This window comes from Virgibacillus chiguensis (assembly GCF_900129865.1).
Taxonomy (GTDB): Bacteria; Bacillota; Bacilli; order Bacillales; family Amphibacillaceae; genus Virgibacillus; species Virgibacillus chiguensis.
Genome location: NZ_FQXD01000024.1, coordinates 25,542 through 38,846, shown reverse-complemented (window position 1 = coordinate 38,846; position 13,305 = coordinate 25,542). Strand labels below are relative to the sequence as shown.

Annotated in this window: 13 protein-coding genes, 12 tRNA genes and 1 rRNA gene; 1 reads left to right on the top strand and 25 read right to left on the bottom strand. The window is 38.1% G+C overall.

Annotated features, from left to right (window positions below):
• From BUB45_RS18125 to BUB45_RS18060, 14 genes are all read right to left on the bottom strand, one after another.
• A 16S ribosomal RNA gene (locus BUB45_RS18125) occupies positions 1–287 on the bottom strand; the annotation flags it as partial.
• A 355-nt stretch (positions 288–642) separates the two neighbouring features.
• Positions 643–716, bottom strand: a tRNA-Ile gene (locus tag BUB45_RS18120).
• An 11-nt stretch (positions 717–727) separates the two neighbouring features.
• Positions 728–801 (bottom strand) — tRNA-Gly (locus BUB45_RS18115).
• Positions 802–816: 15 nt separating this feature from the next.
• Positions 817–893 (bottom strand) — tRNA-Pro (locus BUB45_RS18110).
• A gap of 5 nt (positions 894–898) precedes the next feature.
• Positions 899–975, bottom strand: a tRNA-Arg gene (locus tag BUB45_RS18105).
• Positions 976–998: 23 nt separating this feature from the next.
• Positions 999–1,082 (bottom strand) — tRNA-Leu (locus tag BUB45_RS18100).
• 259 nt (positions 1,083–1,341) lie between these two features.
• Positions 1,342–1,423, bottom strand: a tRNA-Leu gene (locus BUB45_RS18095).
• Positions 1,424–1,440: 17 nt separating this feature from the next.
• Positions 1,441–1,516 (bottom strand) — tRNA-Lys (locus BUB45_RS18090).
• A gap of 86 nt (positions 1,517–1,602) precedes the next feature.
• Positions 1,603–1,677 (bottom strand) — tRNA-Gln (locus BUB45_RS18085).
• A 4-nt stretch (positions 1,678–1,681) separates the two neighbouring features.
• Positions 1,682–1,758 (bottom strand) — tRNA-Asp (locus tag BUB45_RS18080).
• 22 nt (positions 1,759–1,780) lie between these two features.
• Positions 1,781–1,852, bottom strand: a tRNA-Glu gene (locus BUB45_RS18075).
• Positions 1,853–1,858: 6 nt separating this feature from the next.
• Positions 1,859–1,949, bottom strand: a tRNA-Ser gene (locus BUB45_RS18070).
• 5 nt (positions 1,950–1,954) lie between these two features.
• Positions 1,955–2,029, bottom strand: a tRNA-Asn gene (locus BUB45_RS18065).
• A 205-nt stretch (positions 2,030–2,234) separates the two neighbouring features.
• Positions 2,235–2,699: a SprT family protein gene (locus BUB45_RS18060; protein WP_073013098.1), complete on the bottom strand. Its 465-nt coding sequence runs from the start codon at positions 2,697–2,699 to the stop codon at positions 2,235–2,237.
• Between the two features lie 189 nt (positions 2,700–2,888).
• Here BUB45_RS18060 and BUB45_RS18055 point away from each other — a divergent pair, with 189 nt between their 5' ends.
• Positions 2,889–4,352: a catalase gene (locus BUB45_RS18055; protein WP_073013093.1), complete on the top strand. Its 1,464-nt coding sequence runs from the start codon at positions 2,889–2,891 to the stop codon at positions 4,350–4,352.
• 174 nt (positions 4,353–4,526) lie between these two features.
• Here the strand turns inward: BUB45_RS18055 and BUB45_RS18050 are convergent, their stop codons facing one another.
• From BUB45_RS18050 to BUB45_RS18000, 11 genes are all read right to left on the bottom strand, one after another.
• Positions 4,527–6,683: a Tex family protein gene (locus BUB45_RS18050; protein ID WP_073013097.1), complete on the bottom strand. Its 2,157-nt coding sequence runs from the start codon at positions 6,681–6,683 to the stop codon at positions 4,527–4,529.
• Between the two features lie 162 nt (positions 6,684–6,845).
• Entirely contained in the window at positions 6,846–7,439 is a 594-nt protein-coding gene (locus BUB45_RS18045; RefSeq protein WP_073013091.1) for a SpoIIE family protein phosphatase, read from the bottom strand.
• A gap of 2 nt (positions 7,440–7,441) precedes the next feature.
• Positions 7,442–8,233: an RNA polymerase sigma factor SigB gene (sigB, locus tag BUB45_RS18040; protein ID WP_073013089.1), complete on the bottom strand. Its 792-nt coding sequence runs from the start codon at positions 8,231–8,233 to the stop codon at positions 7,442–7,444.
• Positions 8,205–8,687, bottom strand: a complete 483-nt coding sequence (rsbW, locus tag BUB45_RS18035; RefSeq protein WP_073013087.1) for an anti-sigma B factor RsbW — start codon at positions 8,685–8,687, stop codon at positions 8,205–8,207. Before rsbW ends, sigB begins: the two co-directional genes overlap by 29 nt.
• Positions 8,687–9,022, bottom strand: a complete 336-nt coding sequence (locus tag BUB45_RS18030; RefSeq protein WP_073013085.1) for an STAS domain-containing protein — start codon at positions 9,020–9,022, stop codon at positions 8,687–8,689. Before BUB45_RS18030 ends, rsbW begins: the two co-directional genes overlap by 1 nt.
• Positions 9,023–9,289: 267 nt before the next feature.
• A complete protein-coding gene (locus BUB45_RS18025; RefSeq protein WP_073013083.1) occupies positions 9,290–10,303 on the bottom strand; it encodes a PP2C family protein-serine/threonine phosphatase in 1,014 nt (337 codons plus the stop codon).
• Between the two features lie 203 nt (positions 10,304–10,506).
• Positions 10,507–10,908, bottom strand: a complete 402-nt coding sequence (locus tag BUB45_RS18020; RefSeq protein WP_073013081.1) for an anti-sigma regulatory factor — start codon at positions 10,906–10,908, stop codon at positions 10,507–10,509.
• Between the two features lie 3 nt (positions 10,909–10,911).
• A complete protein-coding gene (locus BUB45_RS18015) occupies positions 10,912–11,268 on the bottom strand; it encodes an STAS domain-containing protein (protein ID WP_073013079.1) in 357 nt (118 codons plus the stop codon).
• A gap of 5 nt (positions 11,269–11,273) precedes the next feature.
• Positions 11,274–12,143 (bottom strand): RsbT co-antagonist protein RsbRA, encoded by an 870-nt coding sequence (locus tag BUB45_RS18010; RefSeq protein ID WP_073013077.1) that lies wholly within the window; start codon positions 12,141–12,143, stop codon positions 11,274–11,276.
• Between the two features lie 335 nt (positions 12,144–12,478).
• Entirely contained in the window at positions 12,479–12,838 is a 360-nt protein-coding gene (locus tag BUB45_RS18005) for a type II toxin-antitoxin system PemK/MazF family toxin (RefSeq protein WP_073013075.1), read from the bottom strand.
• 4 nt (positions 12,839–12,842) lie between these two features.
• Positions 12,843–13,127: a CopG family ribbon-helix-helix protein gene (locus BUB45_RS18000; protein WP_077706817.1), complete on the bottom strand. Its 285-nt coding sequence runs from the start codon at positions 13,125–13,127 to the stop codon at positions 12,843–12,845.
• Positions 13,128–13,305: the final 178 nt, after the last annotated feature.

The following is a 13,305-nucleotide window of genomic DNA, read 5'->3' as shown; positions in this document are numbered from 1 at the left end:
CTTTACCTCACCAACTAGCTAATGCGCCGCGGGCCCATCTGTAAGTGACAGCATATGCCGCCTTTTAACATTGCGTCATGCGACGCTTTGTTTCATCCGGTATTAGCCCCGGTTTCCCGGAGTTATCCCAGTCTTACAGGTAGGTTGCCCACGTGTTACTCACCCGTCCGCCGCTCGTTCCACAAGCGTCACTCCCGAAGGAGATCTGTTTGCTTCCCGCGCTCGACTTGCATGTATTAGGCACGCCGCCAGCGTTCGTCCTGAGCCAAGATCAAACTCTCCATAAAAGTTTGTGATGATGAACACCGTTCTTCATCATTCTTAGCTACTGAGATTTCTCTCAGTTTATTTCTTAAGAAAAAACAGGGTTTGTTTTTTCTTGACATACTGGTTGTTTTGTTCAGTTTTCAAAGAGCAAATTTCTTCGTTGCTTTCAACGAAGCAACTTTTATATCATATCACCTAGAGAGCAGAATGTCAACACTTTTTTAATAAAAATATAATTTATTTTCGTGGACAACATTTCTTTTAGGATAAGATCATCTTGCCTTGCTAGCTTTAGAGAAAATTAGCTTCATGCTAAAGTTTTCATTTCCTTGAATTAAAACGATAAACTTCATACTCCCTAGCATAGCAAGCAAATGGGCCTGAGTGGACTTGAACCACCGACCTCACGCTTATCAGGCGTGCGCTCTAACCAGCTGAGCTACAGGCCCATAAAATTAATTGGAGCGGGTGAAGGGAATCGAACCCTCGTCATCAGCTTGGAAGGCTGAGGTTTTACCATTAAACTACACCCGCACATCAAGTGTGCGATGGTCGGGAAGACAGGATTTGAACCTGCGACCCCATGGTCCCAAACCATGTGCTCTACCAAGCTGAGCTACTTCCCGTAATATGGCGCGCCCGAGAGGAGTCGAACCCCTAACCTCTTGATCCGTAGTCAAACGCTCTATCCAATTGAGCTACGGGCGCAAAAAATATTTCATTTATTTTGATGCGGTCGAGAGGACTTGAACCTCCACGGGTTATACACCCACTAGGCCCTCAACCTAGCGCGTCTGCCATTCCGCCACGACCGCAATATATGAAGCGGAAAATAAAAGGCTGTATATCACAGCTTCTAAATGAACTTATTTCACTAAGACTAAGATAAACTTTTAATTAGTCTATACCCTATAGTAGCAACTTCTTAGGCAAAAGCAAACTATTCATAATCTTCTCTGTTAACAATTAATTTGGAGCTGAAAACGAAATTTACAGCAGCTTGTTTTGTGATAAGATAGTTGCGAGTTTCTTCTATAGTATAAAGAAAACAGTTAGAAAACAGTTATATCTTAATGCGGGTGAAGGGAGTTGAACCCCCACGTCCGAAGACACTAGATCCTAAGTCTAGCGCGTCTGCCAATTCCGCCACACCCGCAATATTTAAATGTGTAATGGTGAGCCATGGAGGATTCGAACCTCCGACCCTCTGATTAAAAGTCAGATGCTCTACCGACTGAGCTAATGGCTCCTATTTATTTCTGATTAGAAATCCTCTGTTGTCTTATTACGACAACAAAGAATAGCGAAATTGTAAAGTTCCATTAAAAATAAAAATGGCTGGGCTACTAGGATTCGAACCTAGGATACACGGGATCAAAACCCGATGCCTTACCACTTGGCTATAGCCCAACAATGGCGGTCCGGACGGGACTCGAACCCGCGACCTCCTGCGTGACAGGCAGGCATTCTAACCAACTGAACTACCGGACCCGACCTCTTCATTTTTTTAGAATGACCCGTACGGGATTCGAACCCGTGTTACCGCCGTGAAAGGGCGGTGTCTTAACCGCTTGACCAACGGGCCATGAAATGGCGGAGAAGGAGGGATTTGAACCCTCGCGCCGCTTACGCGACCTACACCCTTAGCAGGGGCGCCTCTTCAGCCACTTGAGTACTTCTCCATGATTGGCTCCACAGGTAGGATTCGAACCTACGACCGATCGGTTAACAGCCGATTGCTCTACCACTGAGCTACTGTGGAATAGTATAAGTTGAATAAATCGCAACGAAAAATATAATACATTAAATCAAACGAAATGTCAATAGATTAACTAAATTTTATAATGTCACTTTTCTATTGGAATTCATATGTAATTGACAGCCTATTTAATGTATCACGAATGACAAAAATCGTCAATAGTATTTTCCTGTTTTTTTTCAGTTTATACTTACTTCACCAAAAGCTTTCATATACCTTTCTCCATTACTAAAGCTATTTCCCCCTTACATTTGCCGCATCTATACTTATTTGTATTCATTTTCCGCTGACGTTTAAACGTTTGATGACAAGTTTTACAAGCATATATATATTTATATTCTCTCTGCGAAGGTAATGGCTGACAAAACCTTGGAGAATTTGTCGCAGACATTAATTCTTTAAAATCACGATCGCTATGCTTATAACCTTTTCCTTCTATATGTAAGTGATAATGGCAAAGTTCATGTTTAATAATCCCTATAAACGCTTGTTCTCCTGCCTCTTCCAAGTATTTTGGGTTTAATTCAATCATTTTTTTAGCAGGAATATATCTCCCACCTGTCGTTCTTAAACGGTGATTGAATTTAACCTTATGAAGGAATGGTTTATTGAACCAGTTAAGGGATACATTATTTACGAAGCGATATAGTTCTTTATCATTTACTATTGTCATTTGAAAAAACTCCTTATCATTTTTCAACATTATTATACAATAATTTACCACAATTTTGCTCCTAGATTAACCGAATTCTATGTTTACACTATTTTATTTAAAATTATTATAATTAAATATTGATTTTTGTTTGATTTGTATTATAATATAATTGTAGTTCTGATTTATTACTTAGAAGGAGGAGTTATTATGGATACAAGAAACCGAATGACAACAGCAGCAGGTGCGCCAGTAGCTGATAACCAAAATTCTATTACAGCAGGACAACGTGGTCCTACTCTTATACAAGACTTTCATTTGCTAGAAAAGCTAGCTCATTTTAATAGAGAAAGAATACCTGAACGTATTGTCCATGCTAAAGGTGCAGGTGCTTATGGCTACTTCGAAGTAACGAACGATGAAATTTCCAAATACACCAAAGCTGATTTTTTAAGCGAAGCAGGTAAACGTACAGATTTATTTATTCGTTTTTCTACAGTAGCAGGTGAATTAGGGTCTGCCGACACAGTTCGTGACCCACGTGGTTTTTCTGTTAAATTTTATACAGATGAAGGAAATTATGATTTAGTTGGCAATAATACACCTATATTTTTCATTAGAGATGCAATTAAGTTCCCTGACTTTATTCATACACAAAAACGGAATCCACAAACACATTTAAAAGACAAAGATATGGTTTGGGATTTCTGGTCACTTTCTCCTGAGTCACTTCACCAAATCACTTACTTGCATGGCGATCGTGGAATCCCTGCAACATTTAGACATATGAATGGCTACGGTAGTCATACATTTAAATGGGTTAATAAAGACGGAGAAGCTTTTTGGATAAAATATCATTTCATTAGTGAACAAGGTGTAAAAGGGCTTGAGGCTTCTTTAGCAGAGAAGATTGCTGGAGAAAATCCAGATTATCATATAGAAGATTTACACAACGCTATTGCAAACGAAGATTTTCCAGCATGGAAGTTATATGTACAAATCATGCCTTATGAAGATGCGAAGACGTATAAATGGGATCCTTTCGACGTAACTAAAGTATGGTCGAAAAAAGATTATCCACGTATTGAGGTTGGTAGAATGGTTTTGAATCGCAATCCAGAAAACTATTTTGCCGAGGTGGAACAAGCAGCTTTCTCACCAGGACAATTTGTACCAGGAATTGAAGCTTCTCCAGATAAAATGCTACAAGGACGTCTATTTGCATATTCTGATGCACACCGTTATCGCCTTGGTGTAAACCATCACCAAATTCCAGTTAACCGTCCAAAAGCAGAAGTCAATCATTACCAAAGAGATGGTTTTATGACAGTTAATGGTAATGGCGGATCTAAGCCAAACTATGAACCGAATAGTGTAAATGGTCCAGTAGAGGATCCAACAGCAAAAATAACACCATTTGACGTCTATGGTGAAGCTGATAGCGTACCGTATGACAGTGATGACCATTATACACAGGCTGGAGATTTATATCGTTTAATGTCTGCTGATGAAAAAGATCGTTTAATTCAAGCATTCGTTGATCATATGAAACCCGTAACGAGAGATGAAATAAAGCTTCGCCAAATTGAACATTTCTATAAAGCTGACGCTGAATGGGGCGAGCGTATTGCACAAGGGCTTGGACTTCAAGTTCCAGAAAGCGTAAAATATTAATAAGCTTTCCATTTATTTTCGCTAAATAAATGTACGTATAGAAAAATCCGAACAAATTGGAAATCCTCTTAGCAAGTTTCCAATTCAACGTTCGGATTTTTTAATGAAAGCATTTTTCCCTTGTAACCTTATCTAAAGGAGTATGAGAATATTTTCTTTCCAAAAGCGAGATATTTACTTCTCTTGAATCATAGATAATGCAATTCTTCCTTTATTCACATCAATGTCTTCTACCCACACTGTAACAACATCCCCTACGGAGGAGATGTCCATGGGATGTTTTACAAATGAATGTGACATTTTAGAAATATGAACAAGCCCATCCTGCTTTACGCCAATATCTACAAACACGCCGAAATCGACGACATTTCGTACCGTACCTTGTAATTCCATGCCACGTTCAATGTCTTCTAGCGATAAGACGTTTTTCTTTAAAATGGGTTGTGGAAAATCATCACGCGGATCTCGCCCCGGCTTTGTCAATGCTTGGACAATATCATGAAGCGTCGGTTCCCCTACTTCTAATTGTTTAGCAACTTCTTTCGTGTTAATGGAATGAATAGCTTCTTTCAATTTATTTGTACCAATATCTTCTAGGGAACAACCGAGTAAATGTAATAACCTTTCCGTTACTACATAACTCTCTGGGTGGATGGGCGTTCGATCTAAAGCATGTTCTCCATCCATGATTCGTAAAAAACCAATTCCTTGTTCATATGTTTTTGCTCCGAGCCGAGGGATTTTCTTTAATTGTTTTCGGTTCGTAAACTTCCCTTCTTCTTCTCTTCGCTTAACGATGTTATTAGCAACAGTCTTACTTAATCCAGATACATATTGTAATAAAGATGAAGAAGCTGTATTCACATTGACACCAACTTGGTTAACTGCTGTTTCCACAACAAAAGTCAACGATTCATTTAATGCTTTTTGACTAACATCATGCTGGTACTGTCCAACACCAATCGATTTAGGATCAATTTTTACTAATTCTGCTAATGGATCTTGCACACGACGCGCAATGGATACAGCACTTCTCTCTTCTACTTGTAATTCAGGAAATTCCTCTCTTGCAAGTTTCGATGCAGAATACACACTTGCTCCAGCTTCATTCACGATAATATACGGAATGGCTAGGTTTTGCTTTTGAATGACATCGGCAATGAATTGTTCCGTCTCTCGAGAAGCTGTACCATTTCCAATCGCTATCAATTCAATTGAATACTGCTTCATTAAATCCAGAACAATCTTTTCTGCACCAGCCGTATCCTTTCTTGGTGCCGTCGGATACATGACACCAACATGGTGTACCTTGCCTGTTTCATCCACAACGGCTAGCTTACAACCTGTTCGAAATGCAGGATCTACCCCCAGTATTGTTCGTCCTTTTAATGGTGGTTGGAGTAAAAGGCTTTTTAAGTTTTTGGAAAACACTTCAATTGCCTGCTGTTCTGCTTTTTCCGTTAAGTTACTTCGAATTTCACGCTCTAAAGAAGGCTGAATTAAACGTTTATAACTGTCTTCAATCGCATGTTGTAATAATTCCAGAACATCCGCATGAGCAGAGGTTGTTACTATTTTTTGTTGTAAAAAGTGAAGAATCCGTTCTGACGGGGGTTGAATGGTGACTTTAAGCACTTCTTCTTTTTCCCCGCGATTAAGAGCGAGGACGCGATGTGATACGAGAGAGCGAACTGCCTCATGGAAATCATAATACATTTCATATACTTGTTTCTCGTCTTTTTCCCGATCTTTTACTTCTGATGCGACCGTACCTCGTTTCATCGTCTCATCACGCATATATTCTCTATACCCAGGGTCATCAGCTATCCACTCGGCAATAATATCATTTACGCCAGCTAAGACATCTTCTACGGTATGTAATTCATGTTCCTCTGAAAGATAGTTCGTTGCTTCATCAGCTAGCATTGTCATTTCTTGCTTCCAAACAAGCTCAGCTAATGGTTCCAATCCTTTTTCTTTAGCAATCGTGGCTCTTGTCCGGCGTTTTTGTTTGTAAGGACGATATAAATCTTCCACCCGTTGCAATTGCGTTGCTGCTATTATTTCCTGCTGCAACTCATCTGTTAACTTCCCTTGATCAGCAATGCTACGTAATACTTCCTGCTTTCTTTCCGCTAAGTGAACGGCGTAATTCCATTTATCTTGAACAGATTTAATTTGTACTTCATCTAATCCACCAGTAGCTTCTTTTCGGTAACGAGCAATAAATGGAACCGTGTTACCATCTTCTAGTAAAGCAATGACTTTATTTACAATGGGTACATTTATTTTCGTCTCATTCGCAACCCACGAACTTAATTCTTGATTCATTTCATTTGCCACAAGCTTTCCTCCTTTACTCATGTGGTCTATTTTATCAAAAAATGGTTTGCTTTCCTACTATCGCTATGACTACGTTAAAAGAACGAACAAAAAATGTTCGACGGACTCATCCTTAAGATTGATATCCTCATGACGAAAAGGACTGATTTTTCAATCAGCCCCTCTATAGTGCATCGCTATTAATGTTGTATCATCACTTCTATTTTCACTAGCTAAACATTTAAACGTCTCGGTAATTTCTTGGACATTTTTCGTCAGCAAATATTTTTGCGATAAATCGCGATCGGTCACCCCATCCGAAAACATAATAAACACCATATCCGGTTGGAGCCTTTCCCGAACAATCTTAAACGGACGATGGAAACCAGCTAAATAGCCAGCATTGGGTATATTACGTTTTTTATGCTGATGGTCCGTTATTGTTAGCACGCCAATGTTGCCAATAGAAGAAAAAGAATACATCTCTGCTTGAAAATCCAGTTTGAGAATGCCAATGACTACACCGCGCTTTCCCTGCAATTGTTGATTACATTCTTTAATAATGGATTCAATACTTGCATGAATATTATTTTGAATAATATCAATAACAACTTGAGATGATTCCTTTGCTACTTCTCCACTGCCTAACCCATCCGCAATAGCGCAAACAAATTCACGATTTGTCTCTTCATAAAAAAAACTATCACCACAGTAGTAATTGCCTGTTTTCGCTTGTTGAAATACAGACACCTTTACTTGTCCCATTTTTAATCAAAGACCTCCGTATCCTCGGATTGAATAGCTTCTCGTAATTTGCGTAACGAACGTCTCTGCAACCTTGAAACATGCATTTGCGATATACCTAACAATTCACCAGTTTCTTTTTGACTCTTATTTTCGAAATACGTATATTGTAAGATTTTTTGCTCACGTTCTGACAAGATGGGAAGCATCTTCTCTAATAACATCCTCTGATCTGTCTGTTCGTAGCCAACTTCCTCGTTTCCAACCAAATCTAATATAGCAACTGTACTGCCGTCCGAATCAGCTTCTACCTTTCTGTCTACAGATAGAGCTTTATAGCTTTTTCCCATTTCCATTGTTTCCAAAATATCTTCCTCAGAGACTTGTAGAAAGTCAGCTATTTCCTTTACGGAAGGGGAAGATTGATTTTCCATTGTTAACGTATCAACCGCTTTTTTTATTTTAGGGCCTAATTCTTTAATCCGCCTAGGGACGTGTACACTCCATGTTTTGTCTCTTATAAATCGCTTAATTTCCCCAATAATGGTAGGTATCGCAAAAGATTCAAAAGATTTACCGAATGTTGAATCATATCGACGTACTGCAGCAAGCAAACCGATCATACCTACTTGAACAAGATCCTCATGAATGGCGCTATTTTTGGAATATTTACGTGCAACAGATTCCACGAGATCCTTATATTTAAGTACAAGCTGTTCCTGTAAATACTCATCCGTAGGCTCTTTTTGTAATGATTCAATTAACTGGTAAACCTCATCTCTTCCGCTATTGTGTGGTTGAGATTTGGTCGTCATCAAAGCCCACCTCAGCTTCATGTTCATGAATATACTTTGTCATTAAAACAATGACTCCATATTCATTTTTGATTTGAACTTTATCCATTAATGCATTAATTAAAAACAGACCAAAACCCCCTTCTCTCAATTCTTCAATTGATTCGTTCTCTTTACATGGTCCAATGTCGTCTTTTATTTCATTTAAGTCAAAACTGCCACCATGATCAGCAACCATCACTTCTAATCGATCTTCATATACACCGAAACCAATGGTTACCTCACCTTCATCTTCTTCGTTATAGGCATGTGTTACCGTATTTGTAATGGCTTCCGATATTGCTATTTTCAAATCTTCAATATCTTCATAACTAAAGCCCATTCGATTAGCAATTCCCGACATGCTTAACCTTACTACACCCACATACTCTGCTTTAGCCGGCACTTTCAATTCAATAAAATCGAAATTCTTCATTATTCACTTCCACCTCGAATCGAAGCACGTATATCCATGATTTCGTCTAATCCGGTAATTTGAAACAACCGTAGTACACGGTCTTGGATATTCACCAATGTAAGCTTGCTATTATACTCTTTCGATGATTTTAACGCGCTAACAAAAGTTCCTAAACCAGTACTGTCCATATAGTTCACTTCCGCTAAATCCACTGCAACAACTTGGTCCTCTTGTCTCATAAGCGGTATTAAAGCTTCTTTTAAATCTGGAGCAGTATAAGCGTCAATCTCGCCAGCTAAGTAAACAATAGATTTACTTGGTTGTTCGTCCACCACGTTAATTGTTAAGTTCATACTTTTCCTCCTAAATCATATGCTTCATAAAGGGATTCTTTTCACGATAGTAAAGTATCAAAGAGAAAGGTTTATAGCAAAAGAAAAGCGTCCATATTCCCCATCAGACTTGCGACAAGCCAAGCTTTTCTAAAAAACCAAAAAACCTCATTAACTAGCTCCTAAAAACAATGAAGGAGCTTATAGTTTTCACACTTTTTAGATAAACCATTACGTTTATCTTTACATGTCTACATTCCATTTACTAATACCCAGCATTTCATATGCCTAAACTTCCCTACGTAAAATAAGTAATGTAAAATCATCTCTAAGTTCAAAATCCTGTAATCGCTCAAAATATTTGAACGTTTGGTCAACGATTTTTTGTACTGGTAAATGGGCATATCGCTTAATAACGTCCAGTACTTCCTGACGCTCAATAAAGCGTTCGCCATCTCTGCATTCCGTTACACCGTCGGTTAAAAGAATAACCATATCATTAGACTCAATTTTTAATTCATATTGTGGATAAGTAGTGTCTGGTGTAACACCTAAAACCAGACCTTTCGTGGTTAACTCCTCAAAGGTGTCTTGGCTGGAATTGTAATAAAAACCTGGTTCATGACCTGCTGAAGCGTAGCGAAGTGTATGATCAGAAGGAAGGTATTGCGCATAAAACATAGTAATAAACATACTCGGATCTACATTTCTTTCTACCACTCGGTTCATATTCGCCAATATTGCTTTGGGGGTCATCGCGTCCTCAGGATAACTATCCATTGCATACTTAATCATCGACATACAAAGAGCTGCAGGAATTCCTTTACCAATTACATCTGCTATAGCAATCCCTAAAGATCCATCTCTACCCTTCACAAAATGATGATAATCTCCATTCATTTGATGCGCAGGGACGCTTATAACTCCTATATCCAAGCCATCAATCGTTGGTTTTTTTGTTTCTAAAAGGGTTTCTTGCATGCTCGCTGCAACCGATATTTCTGACTTCAATTCAGATTGCTTTTCCCTAAGCTGCTGGTATTCTTGATGAGCAATTCCGTATGCAATCATTGCCTCTAACAAAAAATTCATAGAATATTGAATGTCTTCACTTAAATTAGGATACAAATCTTTAAGCGACTGAATATGCATATTGACAATTTCATCAGGAAGAATACTATTTTTAATAAATAACTTACTCGCCTGTTCAATTTCATATAAAGATTGTTCATCTCTCGTTTCAATATATCGTTTCATTAACGCTTTATATCCTTCTGTGTCTAATTTCAATAAACTGCTCATCGTTCTCCCCCTCATTCACCTTTACCAAGACACTGGGTAACGGGAAAAAGAAATTCAGTATACTTTCTTCTGGTCATTTATCTTTATGTAACGACGATCCCTAGGTCAGGAATTTAATAAAAGCATGTTGTCTCGCTTAATTTGACAAATTAATTTATCCTGTTTCCATTTCCCACAATGTCAATTCCACAGCTGGTACATACTTACCTTAGCCATTTAATCGTCTTTATTCGTGTTCCTTTGCCAACTTCTGAATGAATATCAAACTCATCCATCAGCCTCTTCACACCAGGCAAACCAGCTCCAAGCCCTCCAGATGTAGAATAGCCATCTTCTAATACTTGTCCAATATCTTCAATCCCTGGACCAACATCAATAGCAATAATGCATAACCCTTTATTATCAAATGTATCAATTACCTCAAAACAGATTTGTCCATGATCAGCATACAAATAAATATTTCTGGATAATTCCGATATCGTTGTCGCTATACGAGCTTGATCCACAGTGCCAAAGCCAATCTTCCTTGCAATATCTCTACCTAACTGTCTTGCTGCCACTATATCCCATTCTTTTTTTATATTCACGCAAGATTGAGGCTTCATCGGCTATTCCCCCAATTCCTGGTAGAGTTTAATAAGGCCTTGTTCTAAATTTAATGCTGTAGGTACATTCTTCAGGTGAATACCTAGATCAATTAATGTCACCGCTACAGCTGGTTGAATTCCTGTTAAAACTACCTTTGCCCCCATTAAATCTGACATTGTTACAACATCACCTAAAACTTTGGCTATAAATGAATCAATGATATCGACAGAAGTTAAATCAATGACGACTCCTGTCGAACCATTTTTATGAATTTTATCCAATAAATCCTCTTGAAATTGGATGGCTGTTTGGTCATCAATTTCTGTTTGTATGGAGATAAGTAAATAGTTGTGAAGTTTCAAAATAGGAATTCGCACGATCTTCACTCTCCTTTTAACGATTGAATCATATGTTCTATGCTATCCGCTCTATTTTCCAAATCAACAACTTGGCGGTCTGTAATTTCCAATGCTGTACGAAACCCTTTCTTCAAGGAACTCTTTGTCGGGAACTTACTTAAATCAATGCCTAAATTAACAATCGTTTGGGCAATTTCTGGTCTAATGCCAACAAGAATACATGTTGCGCCAATCAAACGGACGGCTTCTGCTGCTTGGATAATGTGATGAGCAACCATCGTATCGACAACAGGAACGCCTGTAATATCAATTAAAACTACTTCTGAGTTATGTTTAATCGCACCATCTAATAGATTCTCCATAATTAATTTCGCACGATCTGTATCAACCGTTCCAATTAATGGCATAATCGTAATTCCGTCCATAACAGGTATTAATGGAGCAGATAATTCTTGTAAAGCGACTCGTTGTAAGGAAACGGTATTTTCCCAGCTTCCTGAATATTCATTTACAAGTTGACGGATAATAGGTTCTACCCAAGCATCCACACTTTTTAGCACATTGGAAATAAATTCAGAGTTAAGTTGTTCATATTGGCTTAAAATGTAATCCACCGTAACTCTTCGAAACACCTGTAAACCATCGGTAATATATCCCAAAGGCCAGCCAAGGTTAATAATTCTTTCCGAAAAATCTTTAACCGCTTTTGATGAACCCCCGTCTTTTATACTTTGAAAGATAACATTCACGAATTGTCGATTCGTACTTTCAAAGAGTTCATCAGAAATACTTGCTGTATAATTGTCTAACTTTAAGGAATTGATTTCTTCCATCCAAAGTTGCACAATCGAATCGCTGTTTTCAATAGCCATATTTTTTAACTTCTCATCCATTTCATTACCCCCATCGACGTATTACTACATTGTTAAATAGTTATATTTTCAAGTGTAAGTCCTCTATTCTTTTTAGAAAAAATTGGCCTATCGCCAAAGCTTTATCACGGAAGCTGTAGTTTTTCTTATACTGTAAACCTTTAAACTTTTATACTTACATATAGTGCAACAAAACATATGCCTTCTCGCGGTATCTACCCTGCATATGTCGAATAGAAGCCTACAATTTTCTGCAGATATCAACATTTATTGTAACATAGATACAAATTGATCATGAAATAATATTCCACACAAAGCCTATTAAAAAAATCCTCTTGTTTCAATCACAAGAGGATTTATTGATCATACATATCCTTCAGCCCTAAACTGATTTCTAATGCTTGATTAATCATTTTCATCTTTTCTTTATCTAACTTTGTAATTTTATCTGTTAGCCTTTGTTTATCAAGTGTTCGTATCTGCTCTAGCAAAATAACGGAATCACGGTCAAACCCATATTGTTTTGCATCAATCTCCACATGTGTAGGGAGTTTGGCTTTTTGAATTTGTGCTGTAATTGCAGCCACAATAACGGTAGGACTGAAACGATTCCCGATATCATTTTGCAGGATCAATACCGGGCGGACGCCTCCCTGCTCTGATCCAACAACAGGGGAAAGGTCAGCGAAATACACTTCGCCTCTTTGTACGATCAAATGGTTACACCCCGATCACAGAGCGTTCCAAGGTGATTTTTGCTTCTTCTTCCGCTTGAAAAGCTTCGGAAGCAATTGTCAAATTAATGCGACCCATTTCTGCATAGCCCTTTTCCATGGTTTCGCGAAATTGTTGAAAATGCTCATCTCTTTTATGCTGAAGATAGTTTCTAGTTGCCTGACATATGAAATCACTTAGATCACTATTCTCATATTTCATCAGACCATCCACCTCATTTAACAGGTTTTTCGGTATTTTCACTAATACTTCTTGCAAACTTTCTGACAAAACCATCACACCTCCGCCAACTGTTGAACGAACTTTGTAAAAGTTAATTTTATAATATCATTGAATTCGCCTGTTTGCAAAGGGTTCTATAAAAATTCCCCAAAAAATCGCTTGTTTTGTCGTTTTATTTTACTTTTTTTGTGGTATACAAATAGAATAACATTTAGAAGAATTATGT

Excerpts from the sequence above, each read along its gene's own strand:
- BUB45_RS18020 (WP_073013081.1), bottom strand. The coding sequence starts at position 10,908 with ATGAAGCCTCAATCTTGCGTGAATATAAAAAAAGAATGGGATATAGTG.
- BUB45_RS18025 (WP_073013083.1), bottom strand. The coding sequence starts at position 10,303 with ATGAGCAGTTTATTGAAATTAGACACAGAAGGATATAAAGCGTTAATG.
- BUB45_RS18010 (WP_073013077.1), bottom strand. The coding sequence starts at position 12,143 with ATGGATGAGAAGTTAAAAAATATGGCTATTGAAAACAGCGATTCGATT.
- BUB45_RS18030 (WP_073013085.1), bottom strand. The coding sequence starts at position 9,022 with ATGAACTTAACAATTAACGTGGTGGACGAACAACCAAGTAAATCTATT.
- BUB45_RS18050 (WP_073013097.1), bottom strand. The coding sequence starts at position 6,683 with ATGAATCAAGAATTAAGTTCGTGGGTTGCGAATGAGACGAAAATAAAT.
- BUB45_RS18055 (WP_073013093.1), top strand. The coding sequence starts at position 2,889 with ATGGATACAAGAAACCGAATGACAACAGCAGCAGGTGCGCCAGTAGCT.
- rsbW (WP_073013087.1), bottom strand. The coding sequence starts at position 8,687 with ATGAAGAATTTCGATTTTATTGAATTGAAAGTGCCGGCTAAAGCAGAG.
- BUB45_RS18060 (WP_073013098.1), bottom strand. The coding sequence starts at position 2,699 with ATGACAATAGTAAATGATAAAGAACTATATCGCTTCGTAAATAATGTA.
- BUB45_RS18045 (WP_073013091.1), bottom strand. The coding sequence starts at position 7,439 with ATGGGACAAGTAAAGGTGTCTGTATTTCAACAAGCGAAAACAGGCAAT.
- sigB (WP_073013089.1), bottom strand. The coding sequence starts at position 8,233 with ATGACGACCAAATCTCAACCACACAATAGCGGAAGAGATGAGGTTTAC.